This is a genomic window from Vibrio breoganii (assembly GCF_001677275.1).
Classification (GTDB): domain Bacteria; phylum Pseudomonadota; class Gammaproteobacteria; order Enterobacterales; family Vibrionaceae; genus Vibrio; species Vibrio breoganii.
This window is the reverse complement of the sequence record NZ_CP016177.1, coordinates 1865500-1888110: the sequence shown is the minus strand read 5'-3', so window position 1 is coordinate 1888110 and position 22611 is coordinate 1865500. Positions and strand designations below refer to the sequence as shown.

The following is a 22611-nucleotide window of genomic DNA, read 5'->3' as shown; positions in this document are numbered from 1 at the left end:
ACATATTGTTACGTCCCCTTAGTTCAGCTGGATAGAACAAGGGCCTCCTAAGCCTTAGACACAGGTTCGAATCCTGTAGGGGACGCCACTTCAGGTTTTTTTCTTTATCTATTAATTAGTTATATCAATCAAAAAATGTACCGGTGCGATTTGGGTGCCAGTAAAAAGCTTATTCACTTAATGCTTCATTCATACAGGCTAAAAAGCGAACCTATTATGGGCGCTGACGCTTAGCTATAAGTTTGAACTTGTAATCATTTGTTGTGAAATAGTTCCGACTGTACTCAAACACGGTGTCATCGTGCAAATGCCCACGAGTACGCTTTTCTATGATCGGCAGTGCAGCATCAATATTCAGCAGATCAGCGATATCTTGTTGTGGCAGGACAGGGATCAGCTCTTGCTCACTACGATCAATCACCATACCTTTCTGCTTTTCTATAAAGTCATACTTAGAGCCTTGCATTACTTGATAGGTAAGATCAGGGAACATCTCCGTTGGCATCCATGTCTCTTCAACGGTAATAGGCTGGTCATTTAAGAAGCGAACTCGCTTGATGTAAAACACCATCTCTTTTTCGTTGATCTCTAGGATATCAGCGATGCTTAGCGAGGCGGGTTGTATCTCAAATGCAAGCACATTGCTGTGAGTGACACCTTCTAGGTGAGCCCACTTTTCTGCGAAACTACTCTGTTGATCAATGTCATAGTTCACTTTGCTTTCTTTAACGTAAGTACCGCTACCTTGAATGCTTTCAAGTTCTTCACTCTCTACCAACAGCTTGATGGCTTGTCTTACTGTCACTCGGCTAACTGAAAACTCTTCACGAAGTTGAGCCTCGGTAGGAAGAGCCTCGCCGACTTTATACTCACCAGTGCTGATTTTTTCACGAATAGCATCAGCAATTTGACGATACATTGGCAATCTTGCCATTAAAACCTCTACAGATAATACAAATGTAATGAGAAAGAATACATATTCTTCATGGTAAATCTAAAGATGTTCATAGATATGATCCGAGTAAACGTTTTGCATACTCTCATAGGCTATTATGCCCAGTAATCCTACTCTACATAGCTAGCATAATACGATTTAAATTGGCTAAAACAAGTATTAGTTTATAAATAAGGGAAAATTAACAATACAAATATAATACATATATTTCTGTGTGTGAGATCTTGATCACAGTTTATTTGTATTTAAAAGGTATTATTGTCTCACTGTTGTACGGAAACACTGTACGTAAATAGACAGTCAAACATTGAGACATTGGGACATACGTTATGAATTTGACATCTCTGACCAACTCATCGCTGATTACCCTACAAACGACATTTACAAGTCGTAATGAAGCGATTGAAGCACTTGCTGAACAACTAAATCAGCAAGGAAAACTACATAATAAAGACGAGTATCTAAAAGCGGTATTTGCTCGCGAAGAACAAGGCCCAACAGCCCTGGGAGAAGGCCTTGCTGTACCTCACGGTAAAACAGACGCAGTAAAAGAAGCGGCCTTTGCAGTAGCAACACTAAAGGAAGATTTGAAGTGGAAAGGGCTTGATGAAGACGAGGATGTAAATCTTATCTTCTTGATTGCAATCCCGAATGCGGAAGCGGGTTCCACCCACATGCATTTGCTTACAGAGCTGACAACGACACTCGTTGATGATGAAGTGCGTGAAGCTGTTCTTAATGCTACAAATATAGAACAAATTATGGCTTTGCTGAGCAATGAAGATGCGTCAGAAGCACAAGAAAAAGACATTATTGATGCTGATGCACCAACAATTGTTGCTGTGACCGCTTGTCCTGCAGGTATCGCACATACCTATATGGCCGCTGAGTACCTTGAAAAAACAGGCAAAAAGCTTGGTTATAAAGTTTATGTCGAAAAGCAGGGTGCAAATGGTATTGAAGACCGCTTAACTGCGCAGCAGCTCAATAATGCAACCGCTGTAGTGTTTGCAGCTGAAGTAGCGATTAAAGAAAGTGAGCGCTTTAACGGCATTCCAAGAATAGAGGTTCCTGTTGCAGAACCAATCAAACATTCAGAGCGCATCCTTAATGAAGCAATCGAAGCCGGTAAGGCTGGGCGCAGTGCTGATGCTGCAGTCGCAGTCGATGATGCTCCGAAGAAATTGCCTTTGAAGACAGAACTTAAACAAGCACTATTGTCAGGTATCTCTTATGCGGTTCCTTTGATCGTTGCTGGTGGTACTGTTCTTGCGGTCGCCGTTCTTATTGCCCAAATTTTTGACCTGCAAGAGCTCTACGCTACAAAAGATTCTTGGTTATGGATGTACCGCAAGCTTGGTGGCGGTCTGCTAGGCACATTAATGGTGCCAGTGCTGGCTGCTTATACTGCTTACTCACTAGCTGATAAACCTGCGTTAGGCCCTGGTTTCGCAGCCGGCATTGCCGCAAACCTAATCGGTTCTGGTTTCCTAGGTGGTGTTGTAGGTGGCTTGATTGCCGGTTACGTGATGCGCTGGGTAAAAGAAAACGTTCGCTTAGGTCCAGCTTTTAATGGTTTCCTAACCTTCTACCTATACCCAGTTATCGGTACCTTGATTGCCGGCTCACTGATGCTGTTTGTCATTGGTAAGCCAGTTGCCATGCTAAACCAAGGCCTAACGGATTGGCTAAACGGTATGTCAGGCACAAACGCCCTATTGCTAGGCGCAATCCTTGGTTTGTTTGTCTCTTTCGACCTTGGTGGACCTGTAAACAAAGCCGCTTATGCATTCTGTTTAGGTGCAATGGCGAATGGTGTTTACGGCCCATACGCAATCTTTGGTTCAGTGAAAATGGTATCGGCTTTCACGGTAACAGCCTCAACTATGATTGCTCCACGCCTATTCAAAGACTTTGAGATTGAGACGGGTAAATCAACATGGCTACTTGGCCTTGCTGGTATCACTGAGGGTGCAATTCCAATGGCGATTGAAGATCCAATCCGCGTAATCGGCTCATTCCTTCTAGGCTCTGTCGTAACAGGTGCCATGGTGGGTGCTGCAGGTATTGGACTATCAACTCCAGGCGCAGGCATTTTCTCACTTTTCTTACTGCATGATGCAGGTATTGGTAGCTTCATGGCCGCAGGTATTTGGTTTGGTGCAGCTATTGTGGGTACGGTTATCTCTACCATTACCTTATTGATGTGGCGTGGCCATGCAGTAAAAAAGGGTAAGTTTCAGGCTCAGGCTGCCGCTTAACCTCTTCAGCTTTAAATCACTAAGTATTAAACAGAAAGCTCATAAAAAATAAGTAACTGATGGGCACAGGATAACTGTGCCCAAAATCAGACTGATATTCAATTTCCTTGATATAAGAATTAACCCTCTATTTGGTCTATCAAAGACCGAATAGTCTCTAGAGGTAAGCAAAATGACTACATCACGCGTTCATATTACTCCACACATGCACTGGGATCGTGAATGGTATTTCACAACAGAAGAATCTCGAATTCTTCTTGTGAACAACATGGAAGAAATCATGCAACGTCTGGAAAGCGATCCAGAGTACAAGTACTACGTACTTGATGGCCAAACAGCGGTGCTTGAAGATTACTTTGCAATCAAACCAGAAAACAAAGTGCGCGTACAAGCGTTGGCAGAAGCGGGCAAACTGATTGTGGGTCCTTGGTATTCCCAAACAGATACCATGCAGGTGTCCGGTGAGTCGATTGTACGTAACATGCTTTATGGAATGCGTGATTGCCTTGAATTAGGCCAGCCAATGAAGATTGGTTATCTGCCGGATTCGTTCTCGATGAGCTCACAGCTGCCGATGATCTACAACGGCTTTGGCATTGATACTGCGATGTTCTGGCGTGGTTGTTCTGAGCGTCATGGCACAAACAAGACAGAATTCCTATGGCAATCAAACGACGGCTCAGAGGTAATGGCACAAGTGCTTCCTCTTGGTTACGCGATTGGTAAGTATCTGCCTCAAGACGAAGAAGGTCTGCGTGCTCGCCTTGATAAATATTTCCCTGTTTTAGAGAAACCTTCAGTCACCAAAGACATTCTATTGCCAAACGGCCATGACCAGATGCCTATCCAAAAAGACATCTTCGAGGTGATGGATAAGCTACGCGAAATCTACCCAGAGCGAGAGTTCGTAATGAGCCGCTTTGAAGAGGTGTTTGACCGTATTCGTGAAGAGCGTGACAACCTAGATACTATCAAAGGTGAGTTCAATGACGGTAAATACATGCGTGTTCACCGTACGATCTCTTCAACTCGTATGGACATCAAACTGATCCACGCTGAAGTAGAAAACAAGATCGTAAATATCCTTGAGCCACTAGCTTCCATTGCATGGTCTTTAGGCTTTGAATACCACCACGGCCTAATTGAGAAGATGTGGAAAGAGAGCATGAAGAATCACGCTCACGACTCCATTGGTTGCTGCTGCTCAGATAAGGTGCACGCAGAGATCCTAAACCGTTACATCCTAGCGGACGATATGGCAACCAATCTTATCCACTTCTACAAGCGTAAGATTGTTGATCATATGCCAGTGCGTGAAGGTTGTGACAAACTCGCCTTCTTTAACCTTTCTCCTTACGAGCGTGAAGAGGTGATCAACACCACAATTACTATCCGTGCCAACGAGTTCAATATCTTCGATGAAGATGGCAACCAAATTGAATACTACGTTCAAGACCAGCGTGTAATCGACCCAGGCAAGATTGACCGTCAAATTGTGCACTACGGAAACTACGACCCGTTCATTGAATACGACATTCAAATCAAGCGTGCTGTACCCGCAATGGGCTTCACTACTCTACACATTGAAGCTAATGGGAAAGGCAACAAGATGATCGCAGAGCAAAAAGATTATGTTCTGGAGAATGAGTTCTACCGCATCAACGTGAATGACAACGGCACACTAACCATCTTCGATAAAGAGACTGAGATGCTGTTTGATCAAGTCCTTCGTATAGAGGATGGATCAGACGATGGTGATGAGTACGATTACTCACCATCACGTCAAGAGTGGTTGTTGTACTCGGACGATTTTAAAGCGGAAACCAATATCAAGCACGAAGGCTTCCAGTCTGTAGCAAGCATTAAACTGCGCATGGACGTTCCTGCAAATCTACAAGAGCGTGAAGAGCGCACTGGCCAAAATGGCTTTGTTGACGTGGATTGCCAAGTGGTGCTGAAGAACGATTCTCGTCGCATTGAAGTTCGCATGGAACTGGACAACCAAGCGGATGATCACCGTGTTCGTGTTCTTGTACCAACCCCATTTGTTTCAGAAACAGTGGTTGCAGACAACCAGTTTGGCCTTATTACTCGCCCAACGAACGACCCAGCAATGGCGGTATGGGAACAAGAGAAATGGAAAGAAGCACCGGTTCCTGTTTATCAGCTAATGAACTTTGCGGCTGTTGAGGATACCACTGGCGGCATGGCATTAATGACCAACGGCCTGCGTGAATTTGAAGTGATCTCTTCAAACAACAATGTACAACGCGATACCTTTGCTTTGACCCTGTTACGTGGCGTAGGTGTGCTAGGTAAAGAGGAACTTCTTCTTCGTCCTGGTCGCCCATCCGGCATCAAGATCCCAACTCCAGATTCTCAAACTCGCGGCAAGATCGTTTGTGAATTCGCACTGTTTGGTTTTGCTGGTAATCATATTGAAGCAAACATTATGGCAGAAGCTCGCGATAACGTGACGCCGATTGAATGCTACAACAAGATCCCATACAACGCGATGAAGCTAAACGTTGGTGAGCAAGACAAACCAATGACTTATTCATTGCTTAGCAAAGATCAGTCAGGCGCAGTCTTGAGCGTTCTTAAAAAAGCGGAAGATGAAGACGCACTTATCTTACGTGTCTATAACCCAGCAGAAAATGGTGAGGTTGAAGACACCATCAACTTCACTCCATCGGTTACCTCTTGGCAAGAAGCGAGCCTAGACGAGAAGGTACGTGATACCCAAGTTGAGATGCAGAGCTTTGGTGAACTGAAGCCTTGTCAGGCAAAAACATTCCAAGTGAAGTTTTAGGTTATCAAATGTGAGAATCCGCCTGAGCAATCAGGCGGAAAAGGTAAATGATGATGAAGATTGTTATTGCTCCCGATTCTTTCAAAGAATCTCTAACTGCGAAGCAGGCTTGTGAAAGTGTTCAATCTGGGTTTGTCCAAGTGTTCCCCGCCGCAGAGTATGTTCATTTGCCATTGGCAGATGGTGGCGAAGGCACTGTGGATGTATTACTGCAAGGACTTGAGGGTGAAATTCGCCAAACACAAGTCACAGGCCCATTGGGGGAGAAGGTTAATGCCAGTTGGGCAGTCCTTACCAACAAACAAACTGATGACGGGAAAACGGTATTAATCGAGCTGGCAGCGGCATCAGGTTTGGACCTCATAAAACCTGAACAGCGTAATCCTGCGGTAACTACAACCTTTGGTACCGGAGAATTGATTAAAGAGGCGCTCAATAGCGAGGCCACCAAGATCTTATTAGGTCTAGGGGGAAGTGCGACCAACGACGCGGGTGCGGGGATTGTCCAAGCTCTGGGTGGAAAACTGCTGGACAAAGAGGGTAAAGAACTGCCCTTTGGCGGCGCAGCACTTGCAGACTTGGCCAGCATCAATCTTGAAGAGATTCATCCTCGATGCAAAGAGGTTGAGTTTATTGTTGCCTGTGATGTTGCCAATCCATTGGTTGGTGAAAGCGGTGCAAGCCATGTCTTTGGCCCACAAAAAGGCGCAACGCCGGAGCTTGTGAAGTCCCTTGATAAAGCTTTAGCTCATTTTGCGTCGATTCGTGAACAGCAAACGGGTGTTAATCACTCTGGCTCTAAAGGCTTTGGGGCGGCCGGCGGTACACCGATGGGGCTTTCGCTGCTGTTTGAACTTCAAATCAAGCAAGGCATCGAGATGGTGCTTGATGTACTTGAAGCCGACACAGTATTGGAAGGAGCAGATCTGGTAATCACTGGTGAAGGCCAGATGGACAATCAAACACTGCAGGGTAAAACCCCTTTCGGTATCGCTAGGCGTGCACAGATGAAGGGTATTCCCACCATAGGTATTGCAGGCTCGTTGGGTCAAGAGATTGATGAGCTATACAGCACCATACACAGCACGTTTGGTACGGTTCGTTCACCTCAGCCTCTAGAACAAGTTTTATCCGAGGCGAGTAACAATCTAACTCGCACTGCCCGTAATATCGCAGCCACGCTCAAGCTTGGCGCACAGATTTTCAATGAGAAGTAATTATGTCTCTTTTTAAACTCGATAACGTTATTCAAAATTACGCATGGGGCAGTAAAGACTCCATCAATCAACTGTTTGGTATTGTAAATCCAAACCATGAACCACAAGCTGAAATCTGGATGGGCGCACACCCAAATGGTTGTTCAAAGCTGGGCACAACAGGTGAACCGCTATCCGAAGTGATCGACCAAAACAAACTGGATGTTCTGGGTGGCTATACAGCAACGCGATTTGGTGGACTGCCTTTTCTATTTAAGGTTTTAGCAGCAGAAACACCACTGTCGATACAAGTGCATCCTAATAAGCGCAAATCCGAATTGGGTTTTGAGCGTGAAAATGCTGAGGGTATTCCACTAAATGCATCAAACCGCAATTACAAGGATCCCAACCACAAGCCAGAACTGGTGTATGCGTTGACGTTTTATAAAGCAATGAATGGCTTTCGACCTATCGAGCACATTGCTGCGCTTTTTGAAGAAGCAAACATCACCACGCTTAACATTGAATTAAACGTCCTGAAGGCTAATGGCGATAGTGATGCATTAAAAGCGTTTTTTAGTGCAATTATGTCTTTAGAAGGGGAGCGTAAAGAAGCAGCATTAGCTGAGCTGTATGCCGCTCATGCTCGCCCAGCCAAAACGGTGATGGGACGAGAAGCATTGCAATACTCCAAAGAGTTCAAGCAACATTACAACGATGATATCGGTTTGTTTGCGCCATTGATGCTCAATACCGTTGAATTGGCTCCGGGCGAAGCGATGTTCCTTCACGCAGAAACCCCTCATGCATACGTGCAAGGGACTGGGCTTGAGATCATGGCAAACTCCGATAATGTGCTTCGTGCTGGTCTTACCCCCAAGTATATCGATGTACCAGAGCTAATCGACAACACTATTTTTGAGCCAATTAAGCCTGAAGATATTCGACTAAACCCGGTATTGAAAGAAGGCAAGATGAGCTACCCAATCCCTGTGGACGATTTTGGTTTTGATATTTTGTCGGCTACCGATGAGAGCAAGGCACAATACCTACGTAGCGCGGAGATTCTTTTCTGTGTGGAAGGTGTAGCGACGATTTCATCCGAAGGACAAAGCATCACCCTAAAACCGGGTGAGTCTATTTTTGTTAGCAATAATTCTAGCGTTTACCAATATCAAGGAAACGGTGTTCTTGCTCGAGCTTATAACTAGCCCCTTAGATAACGAACGCTATCTATTAGTTAAGCTCAAAAGCATGAAAGCTGAAGCTTGAAGAAAAATGCTTTGAGCAATTATTGGTACTTTTTGGTCTTGCTACTTTTGACCCCCTCGCTGTATGGCGAGGGCTTTTCATATATAAAGCAAGCACTAATAGGCAGCTAAGACATCAATTCAACTTCTTCAATTCTAATCTTAAGAAAAAAGTTATTTCAAAAGTTACATCTTATGCAAACGGTGGCGCAACCGATTGCATGGCAATCTTCGCTGTTAAATGCTTTCAATGTGGTGCTATTTGGCGCTAAATTAGAGTTATAACTCTAAAAATAATCGTGCTCCGATTAATAACTAGAAACATATCTAACCAACCAAGCCATGGTAACGTCACAAAATACAACTATTATCCCCGTCGACTTTTATATCGCATTCTTACGATGATTTAATGTTATTTACTAAAAAAGCTGCAGTATGCAGTGCTATATCACTAGCTTTGCTGGGTTGTAATAGTTCAAGTGACTCCAGGGTGTCTATGGATTTGCGCTTGATGGAAACCACAGATCTGCACGGCAACATGATGCCGTTTGATTACTTCGCAAATAAGTATGAACCAAGTTATGGATTCGCGCGTACTGCATTGATCATCAATGAGGCACGCAGTGAAGTGAATAACAGCATGTTGTTTGACAATGGTGACCTTATCCAAGGTAGCCCAATGGCGGATTACATTGCGAACCAATTTGCTCAAGACGAAGATTATCTTAAGAGCAATCCACATCCAGTTTACAAAGCAATGAACCTAATGGATTACGATGCTGCAAATATCGGAAACCACGAGTTCAACTATGGATTGGATTTCCTCGATGCGGCAACAGAGCACGCCAACTTCCCTTATGTTGTCTCAAATGTCTTTGAGTATGATGAGAACCTTCTTACGGCGGATAATTTTGATACTAACTCTTGTGAGTTGAGAGTGGATTCAGAATTTCTTGGGGTAGCAAAACCTTTCTTTGAACCTTATGTAATGCTAGACCGCACCTTCACCGCTCGAAACGGTGAGGACTACACCATTAAGGTCGGTGTGATTGGCTTTACTCCGCCAAACATTATGAGTTGGGACAAGAGCCATTTGGAATGTGAAGTTGTTGTTTCTGACATTAAGCAGACTGCGGCTCACTATGTACCACTAATGAAAGAGCAGGGCGCTGACATTATTGTTGCGGTTCCTCACTCTGGTTTGACTGGTGCAGATCTCGACGTTGAGTTTGCAGACAACGCAACATGGCAGTTAGCGAAGATCGACGGCATTGACGCGATCATGTTTGGTCATGACCATAATAACTTCCCAACGACGGCAGGTAGTTACGATGGGATGGAAGGTGTTGATGCTCCTGCAGGTAAGATCTTTGGTAAGCCTGCGGTAATGCCTGGCTTCTGGGGTAACCATGTGGGCGTTATTGACCTTGTTCTTGAGACGCGTGATGAAGGTGAGACTTGGGCTGTGAACTACGGTCAAAGCACTGCGGAACTTCGTACTTTGCCTGAAGATCAAACACAGATCTCGATACAGATTGCAGCCTCTGTGGCAAAAGAGCATACCGCTACACAAGAGTACATGGCAGAGCCAATTCTGGGTATCTCCCAGAAGATTAATAGCTTCTTCTCTGCAATTAAGCCTGATCTATCAGTACAGATTGTTAATGAAGCACAGTTCCACTGGGGACAACAATTAATCGAAGAAGGTGAACTGGAGATTAAGGATGATGAAATTCTATTATCCGTTTCTGCACCTTTTAAAGGCGGCCGTGGCGGTAGAGATGACTACACCGATATCAATGGCACTGAGCTAACTAACGCAAGCGTTGCTGACCTTTATGTGTTTGATAACAACACTCCAGCAATCTTAAAACTAACGGTTGCTGACGTTAAAGAGTGGCTAGAAACTATTGCATCTCAGCAATATAAAACAGTGGCGAATGAGGGTGATGACCTCCTTCACCAGATGTTCCGCAGTTATAACTATGATGTGTTCTACGGTGGCTGGAAGGAAAACGTTGAAAGCAATGCCTTGCATTACACTATTGATGTTTCGCAAGAGCCTCGCTACCTAGTTGATGGTACTGGTGAGCTTGTTGGCGAAACACCTCAGCTAGACCCTAACGATAACCGCCGTATTGGTGATATTACCTACAATGGTGAAGTGTTAGATGATACTCAAGTTGTATACGTAGTCACTAACAACTACCGCGCTTCAAACAACTGGATTCCAGGTGTTGATAACGCTGAGCTTGTCCTTGAAGATGCTGCTTACTCTAACCGCGAGCTTGTTGATCAATATCTAAAGCACTTAGCAGAAGAATCGGTTTCTCCAGTGGCAGGCACTGTTCCAGAGCATGAGTTTGTTAATGCTGAAAACTTTAGCTTGATCGGCTCTCAAGGTCTGACAGTGAACTTCCTCTCTTCTCCAAGAGCCGAAGAATTTGCCGGCGAAACTGATTCAATTGAATTCACTAACGAAACTGGCAGTGTCGGTGATAACGAAGGCTATAGCGTATACACCTATACGTTTGAGTAATCGTTTTCATGGTTAATTGATAACTTAGGGCAGGCCAGTAGGTCTGCCCTTGTTGTATTTGGTTACACTTTTGTTTCTGATGTTTCAGGCATCAAATAACGACAGGATAATGTCAGGATCTAACTCTTTGTTTTAATTTGATTTATCTTTGATTGATGACATTTTCCGAAATGTTATATCGACTATTCCATATAAATCATCAGCCTCATTTATAGTTCATTCTCTGTACAGCGCTGCCATACCCTAAATTATAAAACGGTAGTCGCGTGCATATTTGGCTTAGACACAGAGAGAATTGACCATGCAGGCAACCCTTACCCCCACATTTACCTCGACCAACCCCGATACTATATCGCTACTAAGGAAAGTAGACCTTAACCTTATTGTTGTATTTGAGGCTGTGATGGCTGAAAGGAACGTGACTCGCGCAGCAAGGATCTTAAACATGTCTCAACCAGCCGTAAGTAACGCATTATCGCGTTTACGTGCTTTGTTTGATGATGAATTGTTTGAGCGCATGGGTCGTGGCATTGTGCCTACCGTTCGCGCTGAACAACTTCAGAGTTCGTTGAGCCATGCTATGCATATTATTAGAGATGAACTACCCAACAGTCGTTTTGTGGCTGAGTCATCATGCCGCAACTACCATATTGTGCTTCGTGCACCGCAAGATCAGCGCTACTTGAGTAATCTGATTACCCAGGTATCAGAGCAAGCACCCGGTATAACTTTGTCTCTGATTTCAGAAGCGAGTCAGACAACGACTTCCCTTAATCAAAACGTTGATTTTGTTATTGATGTAGAGTCTGTAATGACAGAGGGCTTTACCAATAGCTTGTTAGTATCCGATGAGCTAGTTGTGGTGTTTGCTAACAATCACCCACGTCTGACTCAATATTCAAACCTTTGCTTCGAGTTCTTACAAGCAGAGAAAATGGCAGTAACCGTAAACATGCAGTCACGAGTTCAAAAAATCAAAGCATTGAGCCAAAAGCCAACATACCTTTCGAGCAGCTTAGACGAGGTGATGGCAGTGGTAGCCAATACGGATTTAATAACGGTTGCTCCAAGACGCGTAATAGAACAAGCAGGAAGTCAGTTCGATATTCGTATGCTTCCATTACCGGGCAAAGATGACCGATTCAATACCTACTTGAACTGGCATAGAGCGAATGAAAAAGATGGCTCTCACACTTGGATGAAAGAACAAATTCAAAGTGTATTTGAGAGTTCACTGCCTTTTATTGCCAAGTAAGATTGATTAGATAAAAACGCCAAAGATAGCCTCATCAAATTTGATGGGGCTTTTTAGTTTCTAGGAAGTCGTCATGTTTATACAGCAATAAGCAGAATCGATATGATGTGCACGCATACCTGAAATGCAAACACGTGATTAGATGAATATCACGTCTGCTTTTAACATGGATCTTTTGTCTGTGTTTCAATATGCGTCGATGCTCATTCTCTACTAAAGCATTCCTATCCCTAACTTTATGCTGCCCTTTGTGGGGATGGCACGCGTTTGCCTCTAGCTCTGAGTCTAAAGACCCTAATCGTCCGATGTTTTCTATCCTTGGCGGGCCGGGGTATATGCCAGAAACTGGGTTAATGCTGGCCGTTGGCGGACTCTTCTCCTTTAAGACAGAAGACGATGATGCGCTACAACGCTCGTCTATTACCTTGGTAGGGGTTGCCAACGAGCTTGAAGAGGGGATTGGTTTTGGGATTCGCTCAAAGCAAAAGGTCTTCTTTGCGGATGACGACATTCGTTACTTTGGGCATTTGGATGCGGGCCATCAGAGTCTCTATTACTGGGGTATCGGTTATGAGGCGGGCACATCGCAGAAGGCAAGTGATGACTTGCTGGTGGATCTCGAATTCGCCAAATATAACGCTGACCTTACATTTCGGGTTTATGACCAGCTTTATATTGGGCCGATCTTACGATTGAAGTATTTCTCGCCAACAGAAGATAAGATCCCAGAGTCAGCTCTGCAAGACCCCAACTTTAACCGCTTCAAAGACTTACCGTTAAGCCTCGGCCTTGGCGCTGCTATTCAGTGGGATAGCCGAGATGTGGCGGTTAACGCGAGGCGTGGTCACTTCTTTAACCTTGAATACTCAAGCTACTCTCCAGATTGGGGCAGTGACTCTGAATATGAAAAAGCCCTCTTTGATTATCGCTTCTACATCACTCCAAGAGTGGGATCCACCTTTGCGTTCTTGAACCGAATCGAATTAAGTGAAGGCGACGTTCCTTATTACGATATGGCAACCCTTGGCGGTATGGATTTCATGCGAGGCACCTACTTAGGTCACTTTCGAGACCTTAATGCCACAGAAAATACAGTGGAGTATCGTCATACCTTTAGAGACGGTGACGGTTTGAGCCGACACGGTGTCACGTTATGGCTTGGAGCGGGCTCTATTGGTGAGCAAGCAAGTGACCTGTATCAGGATTGGGTTGTGACTTATGGGGTGGGTTATCGCTATGAGTTGCAACCAAGGATGAATGTTCGCGCAGACTTGGGCTTCTCAAATCAAGATGAGGTGGGGTTTTATCTCACCTTTACAGAGGCGTTTTGAGTATGCGCATCTTGCTTTGCTTAATCATTGTTTGTTTGTTTAGTGCGATAGCTCAAGCTGATTCTGCTCGTGTTGATTTCCCCGATCAGCAGCAGCAAGAGCACCTGAATGAAAAGTACGACCGTATGTTGCCGTTTCATGCTCAGCAGGCGATCGACCTTGGTTACCATCTACCACTGCCTTTTTCGCTCTCTTTGATCCCTAGTGTGGCGAAGCAGGGCTACGATATCCATTCCCTTGAGGTTTCTTACGGAGACAACAATTTAAGCGATAAGTATGACCTTTCTCAGGTAACGTGGGGAGACCCAGAGATTGAAAGTGCGACTTTGCAATTAAGAGCAGCGGCATGGGTTTTTCCTAATTTGCAGGTGGGTGTGCATGGCGGTCGCTTTCGAGGACGAACCGCCCTTAGCGTTGCAATACCGACATCGATATTTGAACGCTTCTCCGAGCATTGCCAAGCGGATCCAAGATTGGGTGGTGAACTGTGCGACAAGATAGGTGAGGTGATAGAGATACCCACCTTTGAGATTGATGATATTAAAGGAACAAACTGGGGCTTTTCGGCGAATTTTGTCGGTCAGTTTGGCGGGTTTACCTATGTGATGCCGCTGAGTATGACTCAATCCAAAACCGATGACGGCCGTACTACTGCAAAAACCGTGATGTTCAGTCCTCGTATCGGCCAGTTGTTTCCCGTTGAGGGCTATGGCGCCATCTACGGATATGTGGGGGCCGCTTATATGAATACAGAAGGTCGCGTTGCGGAAAACGATGCTTTGGGGGTTGAAGGGTTAAGTTACTCGCTAGAGCAAAGTAGCTCTTCGCAATACGCAGCAGTTGTGGGTATGAACTGGAACTTTGCTGACTCATTTGGCACTAGCCTAGAGCTAGTTGCAGGACCAGAACGAAACCTGGTAAATATGGTAATGACCTACTCATACTAAGGGCATTAAGGGTTGAGAGTATGACCCGATTCAAATCCTGACGACATACTTCACTTTTCTGTGAAGAAACGCTTACTAATTAATCGTTTACATTGGTTGGCCATAATAAGCCTGTGTTACTATGCCATTTCTTTGGAATAGGTACTGGCGGGCTATGCTGGAAGTAAATGGATTAACTGCAATTCGCGATGAAAGAATTTTATTCGAAAGCCTGTCTTTTACTGTAGAGGCCGGAGATCTGATTCAGATCGAAGGGCGAAATGGTACGGGTAAAACGACGCTGCTTCGAATTATTGCTGGTTTAGGTGATAAAGAAGCCGGCGATATTGCATGGAAGAATGAATCCATTTTTGCTGACCGAGACAGTTTCCACCAAGACCTACTATTTTTGGGACACCAAACGGGTATCAAGCGCGATTTGAGTGCCTTTGAAAACCTCTCGTTTTATCTCAATATCAGTGGCCATTCCTATACCCATGATGAAGTTTGGCAAGCACTAACCAAAGTCGGTCTTGCTGGGCGGGAAGATGTGCCAGTAGCCCAGTTGTCTGCGGGACAGCAACGCAGAGTTGCTTTGGCAAGACTATGGTTAAGCAAGCACCCACTCTGGATTCTTGATGAGCCACTGACGGCCATAGACAAACAAGGAGTGAAGGTCCTTGAACAGCTGTTTCTTCAGCATACGGAGCAGGGAGGTATGGTGTTGTTGACTACCCACCAAGATATGTTTGAGAACAACAGCAAGCTACGCAAGATAAGGTTGGGTCACTAATGTTTAAGCATATGTGGGCCATTATTCGTCGTGAGCTGTTGATTGCATTTAGGCGTCGCGCAGATGTTTTTAACCCATTGTGGTTTTTTATCATCGTCATTACCCTTTTCCCACTTGGTATTGGTCCTGAGCCCAATTTGCTGATGCGTATTGCTCCCGGCATTGTATGGGTTGCAGCGCTATTGGCGGCGCTTTTATCTTTGGAACGACTATTTCGTGATGACTATCAGGATGGGGCGCTTGAGCAATTAATGCTGATGCCACTGCCATTGCCGTTAGTGGTTATCTCTAAAGTGATAGCGCACTGGATTTTGACTGGATTACCCTTGATTCTCATCAGCCCTTTATTGGCTGTACTGCTAAGTCTGACTTGGGAGTCTTGGAGTGCGGTATTGATTACCTTGTTGCTCGGCACCCCAACGTTAAGCTTTTTGGGTGCAATTGGTGTTGCTTTGACCGTTGGGCTACAAAAAGGCGGTGTTTTATTGAGTCTTTTGATCTTACCCTTGTATATTCCGGTACTAATTTTTGCTACCTCTGCAATTGACTCTGCAGGACTAGGCGTTGCATACAACGGTCAAATCGCAATTTTAGCGGCCATGTTAGTGGGCTCGATAACATTAACGCCATTCGCAACTAGCGCAGCATTGCGCGTATCGGTAAATTAACCTTAATTTTCTCAGAGAGTAAAAAACATGTGGAAGTGGCTCCATCCTTACGCAAAACCTGAAGCAACTTATAACCTATGCGGAACCCTGCAACCTTGGTTTACAGCGTTAGCTGTAGTTTTTCTCGTTTGGGGAACAGTGTGGGGGCTGGCTTTCGCGCCAAGTGATTATCAACAAGGTGATAGCTTCAGAATCATCTACATTCATGTGCCTTCAGCAATTTGGTCAATGGGCGCCTACATGTCGATGGCGATTGCGGCCTTTATTGGTCTGGTTTGGCAGTTGCGCCTAGCCAGTATCGCCGCTTCAGCAATGGCACCAATTGGCGCTGTGTTTACCTTTATAGCACTAGTAACAGGTGCAGTTTGGGGTAAGCCTATGTGGGGCACTTGGTGGGTATGGGACGCACGTCTGACTTCCGAGCTCGTGCTTCTATTTCTCTATTTAGGTGTTATTGCACTTTATCACGCCTTTGATGACCAAAAGACAGCAGCAAAAGCGGCTGGTTTACTTGCTGTGGTAGGTGTTATCAACTTGCCCATTATTCACTTCTCTGTGGAGTGGTGGAATACACTCCATCAAGGCGCCACCATCACCAAATTTGAAAAACCATCAATTTCCAATGACATGTTATGGCCATTGCTGCTCAACATCTTCGGCTTTGCCTTCTTCTTTGGCTCAGTGACCATGACTCGTTTTAGAACCGCGATTCTGCAAAAAGAGGGACACAGACCTTGGGTGCAAGAACTCGCTAAACGTACTTTTGCTAAAGGGTAACGCATGCATTTTGATTCCCTGTCGGACTTATTTTATATGGGAGGTTATGCCTCCTACGTTTGGGGTGCTTTTGCCATCACGTTTGGCGCCCTAGGTTTGATTTTTCTATCGAGTCGCTTAGACAGTAAAGCGACTTTAAAAGAGGTTAAAAATCGGATGGATCGCCAAGCGCGTATCGATGCGGCTAAAAATATGGAGAACACACTATGAATCCTAGACGTAAAAAGAGAATGGGCTTAATTGTCGCTCTGTTGGTTGGTTTGGGAGCCACGATAGGTTTGATGCTGTATGCACTAAATCAGAATATGGATTTGTTCTATACGCCGACTGAGATCGTAAACGGTAAGAGTAACGGTGAGAAACCAGAAGTCGGCCAGCGTCTACGTATTGGTGGCATGGTTGTTGCTGGTACTGTATCTCGCGATTCAGAGTCGCTACGTGTGTCTTTTGATGTTGCGGATATTGGCCCAGCGGTGACGGTTACTTACGATGGCATCTTGCCGGATTTGTTCCGTGAAGGGCAGGGCATCGTAGCGCAAGGCGTCTTGACGGATAGCCATACCGTTGAAGCCTTTGAAGTCTTAGCAAAGCACGACGAAGAATACATGCCACCCGAGGTTGCTGAAGCAATGAAGGTGGTTCACGAGCCTCTTGAGTACACTCAAGAACAACAACAAGGAAGCGCTCAATGATTGCTGAGTTAGGGCATTTTGCTCTCATCGTTTCACTAGCGATGGCGGTATTGTTGAGTGTGTTGCCTTTATGGGGCGCCTCTAAAAACAATGCGTTACTGATGAACACAGCGAGACCTTTGTCTTGGGGTATGTTTATCCTGCTAGCGATTTCGTTTTTCATCTTGTGTTGGTCTTTTTATCACAACGATTTTACGTTGCAGTATATCGCGAATAACTCCAACAGTAGCTTGCCTTGGTACTACCGCATTACTGCTGTTTGGGGTGCGCACGAAGGCTCACTACTACTTTGGGTATTGATTCAAGCGGCTTGGACGGTTGCTGTTGCTACCTTCAGTAAGGGAATGCCTCAAGAGTCTGTGGCTCGCGTACTCGCGGTTATGGGTCTGATTACTGTGGGCTTTTTGCTGTTTATCATCGTCACTTCAAACCCATTTGATAGGACATTACCTTACTTCCCTGTCGATGGGCGAGACCTTAACCCACTGCTTCAAGACCCTGGCTTGATTATCCACCCGCCAATGTTGTACATGGGCTATGTGGGTTTCTCTGTCGCGTTCTCATTTGCTATCGCATCACTAATGACGGGTCGACTTGACACTGCATGGGCGCGTTGGTCAAGACCTTGGACAATTGCGGCATGGGCTTTCTTAACTGTGGGTATTGCACTAGGTTCATGGTGGGCTTATTACGAGCTTGGCTGGGGCGGTTGGTGGTTCTGGGATCCAGTAGAGAATGCTTCGTTTATGCCTTGGCTAGCGGGTACCGCTTTGATGCACTCATTAGCGGTAACTGAAAAGCGCGGAACCTTCAAAGCATGGACAGTGCTACTGGCGATTTCTGCTTTCTCATTAAGTTTGCTCGGCACCTTCTTGGTTCGTTCAGGCATCTTAGTATCAGTGCACGCCTTTGCGTCTGATCCTGCTCGCGGCATGTTCATTCTAGGCTTCTTGGTCTTTGTTATCGGCGGCTCTCTATTACTGTTTGCTCTGAAAGGTTCGTCAGTACGTGTACGTGGCAACTTTGATTTAGTCTCTCGTGAGAACGCACTGCTGGCGAACAACGTGTTACTCGTAGCTGCTCTGGTTGTGGTGCTTGTTGGTACGTTGTTACCGCTAGTACACAAACAAATTGGCCTTGGCTCGGTGTCTATCGGTGCGCCGTTCTTCAACACCTTGTTCACTTGGCTGATGGTGCCTTTTGCCTTCCTATTGGGTATTGGTCCTTTGATGCGCTGGAAGCGTGACAGCATTGCGAACTTTACCAAGCCAATCGTGATCAGTGGGGTTATCTCGCTAGTATTGGGCGCGGTAATGGTGACGCTATTGGGTGAGCGCTTTACTGGTCTTGCATACCTTGGCTGGGTGATGGCGCTGTGGATCATCTGTTTACATTCGTTTGAGCTTTATACCAGAGCGACACACCGTCACTCGTTTGCAAAGGGCATCACTAAGCTACCTCGCAACCACTGGGCGATGATGTCAGCGCATATTGGTTTGGCAGTCACTGTGATAGGTATCGCTATGGTGCAAAACTACAGCATCGAACGCGATGTGCGTCTTGCTCCGGGGGATAACTTCGAGATTCAAGGTTATAACTTCTACTTTGATAAAGTGCGTGATAACGACGGCCCTAACTACGACGGTTATATTGCCGACTTTGATGTCACTAAAGATGGTAAGCACATCAATACGCTACACGCCGAGAAGCGTTTCTACACCACAGCTCGCTCTATGATGACAGAAGCGGCCATTGATGCTGGTGTGACTCGTGACTTGTATATCGCCATGGGTGAGAAGCTTGATGATGGCGTTTCATGGGCTGTGCGTATCTACTACAAGCCATTCGTTCGTTGGATCTGGGCTGGTAGTTTGTTAATGGCTATCGGCGGTGCTATTGCCATCAGTGATAGACGCTACCGCTTTCGTAATAAAGCGGTGAAAAAGGAGTCGTAATGAATAAGAAAGTATTATTTGTACCTCTAGTGATGTTTATGGTGTTAGCAATGGTGTTTGCTACCCAGTTAACTCGCAACGCAGGGGGCGATGATCCTACTAAGCTGGAATCAGTACTGATTGGAAAGCAAGTGCCTGTGTTTAAGCTTGAAGACTTAGAAACCGAAGGTCTTCAACACGATCAGGCAATATTTACCGGACAACCTTTGCTTCTTAATGTTTGGGCAACTTGGTGCCCGACTTGTTTTGCCGAGCATCAGTATCTTAATGAGCTGTCCTCTCAAGGCGTGAAGATCATTGGCTTGAATTACAAAGATGATCGCGTTAAAGCCATCAAATGGCTAAGAGAGCTGGGCAATCCTTACATGGTTAGCTTATTCGATGGCAGGGGAATGCTAGGACTTGATTTAGGGGTTTATGGCGCGCCAGAGACCTTCTTAATTGATGCCAATGGCGTAATTCGCTATCGCCATGTGGGTGATGTGAATGCAACCAACTGGCGTGAGAAGCTAGGCCCTATGTATCAAGAGATGCTTGATGAGGTGAAATCATGAAAAAGTGGTTAATTGCCTTAGTTGCTTCAATGATGATGAGTATGACTGCGTTTGCTGTTATTGAGATTCATGAATTTGATTCTCCAGAGCAAGAGCAGCAGTTTCACGAACTCAATCAAACGCTTCGCTGCCCAAAATGTCAGAACAACACTATTGGTGACTCTAATGCAGAGCTCGCCCTCGATCTTCGTGAGAAAGTGTATGAGATGACCAAAGAGGGTAAGTCTAAGCAAGAGATTGTCGATTACATGGTGGCACGTTACGGTAATTTCGTGACTTATCAGCCACCGTTTACTGCAGCAACGGCTATTTTGTGGCTCGGACCATTGTGCGTAGTATTAATTGGTTTTGGTTTCATTCTCACCAGAAGCCGACGCAAACCAGCCAAGGCTGTAAAGAGCACACCACTCAGTGCAGAAGAGCAGCAACGCCTTGATGCATTGCTTAAAGAAGACAATGGAGACAACAAATAATGACGTTGTTTTGGATTTCTACCCTAGTTATTGTCCTCTTTTCGGCGGCACTAATTGTAATTCCACTGGTTCGCAAAAAAGCGATCAACGATGCAGAGCGTCGTGATGAGCTTAACAAAGCGATATTTAAAGAGCGTGTTGCTGAGCTTGGCGTTGAAGATGAAGAAGGTATCGTTGTTGATAAAGATGAGCTGATCGTCGATTTGAAGCAAGCACTCCTTGATGATATTCCTCAAGATCAGCAACTAGCGTCAACAAAACTGGCCTCTCCAGTACTTGTTGCCGTGGTATCTGCCGTTCTTTTATTGGGCGTTTCTTATGGCTTCTATGCTAAGTTTGGCGCAATCAATGATGTGAAACATTGGCAGGAAGTAAGTGCAAACTTACCGGCTCTTAGCAAGAAGCTAATGGATGCCAATGGGCAACCAATGAGCGACGATGAGCTTAAAGACCTGACTTTAGCGCTAAGAACTAGCCTGCATAGGAACAGTGATGATGCGACTGGTTGGCTATTATTAGGCCGAATTGGACTGGCCAATCGTGACATCCAAACCGCTATTGGCGCAATGGAGCGAGCACGTAAGCTAGAGCCAGAGAACCCTGATATTCAGCTAGGTCTTGCGCAAGCGCTAACTTTATCTGGTGACGAGGTAGATCAACTTGAAGCAGAGCGTCTTCTTCATGATCTGCTACGCAAAGACTATGTGGATTTACGCGTGTTCTCACTGCTTGCTTTTAGCGCATTTGAGAAACAAGACTATGCAGGCGCAATTCGTTACTGGAGAACCATGCAGCAGCTTATCGGCCCCGACGATAGCCGCTATGAGATGCTAGAGCGTAGTATCGACAGCGCTCGCCGTAGCTTAGGTGTAGAAGGTGAAGCATCCCCTGGCTTAGTGCGAATAGGTATCTCGTTGTCAAATGACGTGGCGCTACCTGAGCAGGGCGTATTGATTGTGTCGGTACATAGAGCTGATGGTTCGCCTATGCCGGTTGCCGCTGCCCGATACGGCCTTGGTACCTTCCCTCGCATGATCATGATGGATGATGGAAACAGCATGATTGAAGGGCAAAACCTGTCTGATTTAGATGAGTTTATTGTACGTGCACGTATTGATACCGACGGTAATGTTTCCACTAAAGGTGGTGACTGGTATGGCGAGAGTGCAGTGACGACTAAAGGGGAAGATGTTAATTTAGTCATAAATAGTCAATACTAGTAAGTAGGTGCAAAGGCAGAGCCTTTGCACCTAACTAATTGAATCGACAGGGAACGGATGTCCTATATGAGTCGAATTTGGATCTTGATTGTCACATTGATGGTTGGCTGTGCCTCTAATCCCGAAGGGGAGGAAGTCTCTCATCCCAACGACCCCTTTGAGGGTTTCAACCGCACTATGTGGGATTTCAACTACGAGATCCTTGACCCTTATTTCGTTCGCCCAGTTTCCCTTGCCTATACAGGCTATACCCCTGGTTTTATTCGAACCGGTATTAGTAATTTCCTTGCTCATTTAGACGAACCATCAAGCGTGGTGAACAACCTATTGATGGGTAACGGTACTCTGGCACTTAACCACTTTAATCGATTCTGGATTAACACCACCTTTGGTGTCGCGGGTCTCTACGATGCAGCCGCACATGGTGGCATAGCCAAAGAAGAAGATCGGGCGTTCAGTGACGTGCTCGGCAAATGGGGGCTAGGAAGCGGTTGGTACTTCATGTTCCCGGGTTACGGCCCCTATACATTGCGTGAGGTAGGGGACTTTGCCGATGGCCTCTACCCAACACTGTCTTACCTGAATATTTGGGCAAGCTTCGGTAAATGGGTGTTTGAAGGCATGGAAACCCGCTCTGCATTGGTTGCACAAGAAGAGCTTCTGAATAACTCTCCTGATCCTTACGCCTTATCCAGAGACGCTTACCTACAGCGCCGCGCATACAAAGCGCAAGTGGCTGACCACGAAGCTGTTGATGAGGAGGAAGAAGACTTCCTTGATGATTATTTGGATGAGGAGTTTTAGGTTTTTGACAGTTGCTAGTTGCTAGTTGATAGCTGCGAGCTTCTAGATGGTTTCGTGCTTATAACTGGAGTTCTAGAGTGCCTTCCTAAATGATACTGAACTGGGCGAAATTATCGACCTGAAGAAGGTAGCAGACCGCGAAGCGATGCT

General features: G+C 45.5%; 19 protein-coding genes and 1 tRNA gene. 19 read left to right on the top strand and 1 reads right to left on the bottom strand.

Features of this window, described 5'->3' with window-relative positions:
* Positions 1 to 12 precede the first annotated feature (12 nt).
* Positions 13 to 88: transfer RNA gene (locus tag A6E01_RS08700), tRNA-Arg, on the top strand.
* Between the two features lie 126 nt (positions 89 to 214).
* On the opposite strand, the gene A6E01_RS08695 is transcribed toward A6E01_RS08700, so the two are convergent.
* Entirely contained in the window at positions 215 to 934 is a 720-nt protein-coding gene (locus A6E01_RS08695) for a GntR family transcriptional regulator (RefSeq protein ID WP_026026110.1), read from the bottom strand.
* A gap of 350 nt (positions 935 to 1284) precedes the next feature.
* Here A6E01_RS08695 and mngA point away from each other — a divergent pair, with 350 nt between their 5' ends.
* The 18 genes from mngA to A6E01_RS08605 all read left to right on the top strand — a co-directional run bounded on the left by mngA (position 1285) and on the right by A6E01_RS08605 (position 22461).
* Complete coding sequence (mngA, locus tag A6E01_RS08690; protein WP_017027764.1) at positions 1285 to 3216, top strand: PTS 2-O-a-mannosyl-D-glycerate transporter subunit IIABC; 1932 nt, start codon at positions 1285 to 1287, stop codon at positions 3214 to 3216.
* A gap of 172 nt (positions 3217 to 3388) precedes the next feature.
* Positions 3389 to 6028, top strand: coding sequence for a mannosylglycerate hydrolase (mngB, locus tag A6E01_RS08685; protein ID WP_065210085.1), 2640 nt, complete (start codon positions 3389 to 3391; stop codon positions 6026 to 6028).
* Between the two features lie 53 nt (positions 6029 to 6081).
* On the top strand, positions 6082 to 7245 hold the full coding sequence (locus A6E01_RS08680) for a glycerate kinase (RefSeq protein ID WP_017027766.1): 1164 nt from the start codon (positions 6082 to 6084) through the stop codon (positions 7243 to 7245).
* A gap of 2 nt (positions 7246 to 7247) precedes the next feature.
* Positions 7248 to 8435, top strand: coding sequence for a mannose-6-phosphate isomerase, class I (gene manA, locus A6E01_RS08675; protein ID WP_017027767.1), 1188 nt, complete (start codon positions 7248 to 7250; stop codon positions 8433 to 8435).
* Between the two features lie 448 nt (positions 8436 to 8883).
* Positions 8884 to 11013 carry a bifunctional 2',3'-cyclic-nucleotide 2'-phosphodiesterase/3'-nucleotidase gene (locus A6E01_RS08670; protein ID WP_065210084.1) on the top strand — a complete coding sequence of 710 codons (2130 nt, stop codon included), beginning with the start codon at positions 8884 to 8886 and terminating at the stop codon, positions 11011 to 11013.
* A 301-nt stretch (positions 11014 to 11314) separates the two neighbouring features.
* On the top strand, positions 11315 to 12268 hold the full coding sequence (gene leuO / locus A6E01_RS08665; RefSeq protein ID WP_065210083.1) for a transcriptional regulator LeuO: 954 nt from the start codon (positions 11315 to 11317) through the stop codon (positions 12266 to 12268).
* A gap of 191 nt (positions 12269 to 12459) precedes the next feature.
* Positions 12460 to 13599 (top strand): BamA/TamA family outer membrane protein, encoded by a 1140-nt coding sequence (locus tag A6E01_RS08660; RefSeq protein ID WP_237334468.1) that lies wholly within the window; start codon positions 12460 to 12462, stop codon positions 13597 to 13599.
* A gap of 2 nt (positions 13600 to 13601) precedes the next feature.
* Complete coding sequence (locus A6E01_RS08655) at positions 13602 to 14546, top strand: hypothetical protein (RefSeq protein WP_065210081.1); 945 nt, start codon at positions 13602 to 13604, stop codon at positions 14544 to 14546.
* A gap of 154 nt (positions 14547 to 14700) precedes the next feature.
* Positions 14701 to 15318, top strand: coding sequence for a cytochrome c biogenesis heme-transporting ATPase CcmA (gene ccmA / locus A6E01_RS08650; protein WP_017032495.1), 618 nt, complete (start codon positions 14701 to 14703; stop codon positions 15316 to 15318).
* Positions 15318 to 15986, top strand: a complete 669-nt coding sequence (gene ccmB / locus A6E01_RS08645) for a heme exporter protein CcmB (protein ID WP_017027774.1) — start codon at positions 15318 to 15320, stop codon at positions 15984 to 15986. Before ccmA ends, ccmB begins: the two co-directional genes overlap by 1 nt.
* 27 nt (positions 15987 to 16013) lie before the next feature.
* Positions 16014 to 16763, top strand: a complete 750-nt coding sequence (locus A6E01_RS08640) for a heme ABC transporter permease (protein WP_065210080.1) — start codon at positions 16014 to 16016, stop codon at positions 16761 to 16763.
* Positions 16764 to 16766: 3 nt separating this feature from the next.
* Positions 16767 to 16973, top strand: a complete 207-nt coding sequence (ccmD, locus tag A6E01_RS08635; RefSeq protein WP_017027776.1) for a heme exporter protein CcmD — start codon at positions 16767 to 16769, stop codon at positions 16971 to 16973.
* A complete protein-coding gene (gene ccmE / locus A6E01_RS08630) occupies positions 16970 to 17455 on the top strand; it encodes a cytochrome c maturation protein CcmE (protein ID WP_065210079.1) in 486 nt (161 codons plus the stop codon). Before ccmD ends, ccmE begins: the two co-directional genes overlap by 4 nt.
* A complete protein-coding gene (locus tag A6E01_RS08625) occupies positions 17452 to 19410 on the top strand; it encodes a heme lyase CcmF/NrfE family subunit (RefSeq protein WP_065210078.1) in 1959 nt (652 codons plus the stop codon). The genes ccmE and A6E01_RS08625 overlap by 4 nt, the downstream gene beginning before the upstream one ends.
* Complete coding sequence (locus A6E01_RS08620; protein WP_065210077.1) at positions 19410 to 19964, top strand: DsbE family thiol:disulfide interchange protein; 555 nt, start codon at positions 19410 to 19412, stop codon at positions 19962 to 19964. The genes A6E01_RS08625 and A6E01_RS08620 overlap by 1 nt, the downstream gene beginning before the upstream one ends.
* Positions 19961 to 20437, top strand: a complete 477-nt coding sequence (locus A6E01_RS08615; protein WP_017027780.1) for a cytochrome c-type biogenesis protein — start codon at positions 19961 to 19963, stop codon at positions 20435 to 20437. The genes A6E01_RS08620 and A6E01_RS08615 overlap by 4 nt, the downstream gene beginning before the upstream one ends.
* The gene (ccmI, locus tag A6E01_RS08610) at positions 20437 to 21657 is read left to right on the top strand and encodes a c-type cytochrome biogenesis protein CcmI (protein ID WP_065210076.1); all 1221 of its coding nucleotides are present in this window, start codon (positions 20437 to 20439) and stop codon (positions 21655 to 21657) included. Before A6E01_RS08615 ends, ccmI begins: the two co-directional genes overlap by 1 nt.
* Before the next feature lie 66 nt (positions 21658 to 21723).
* Positions 21724 to 22461 carry an MlaA family lipoprotein gene (locus A6E01_RS08605; protein WP_082961356.1) on the top strand — a complete coding sequence of 246 codons (738 nt, stop codon included), beginning with the start codon at positions 21724 to 21726 and terminating at the stop codon, positions 22459 to 22461.
* Positions 22462 to 22611 lie beyond the last annotated feature (150 nt).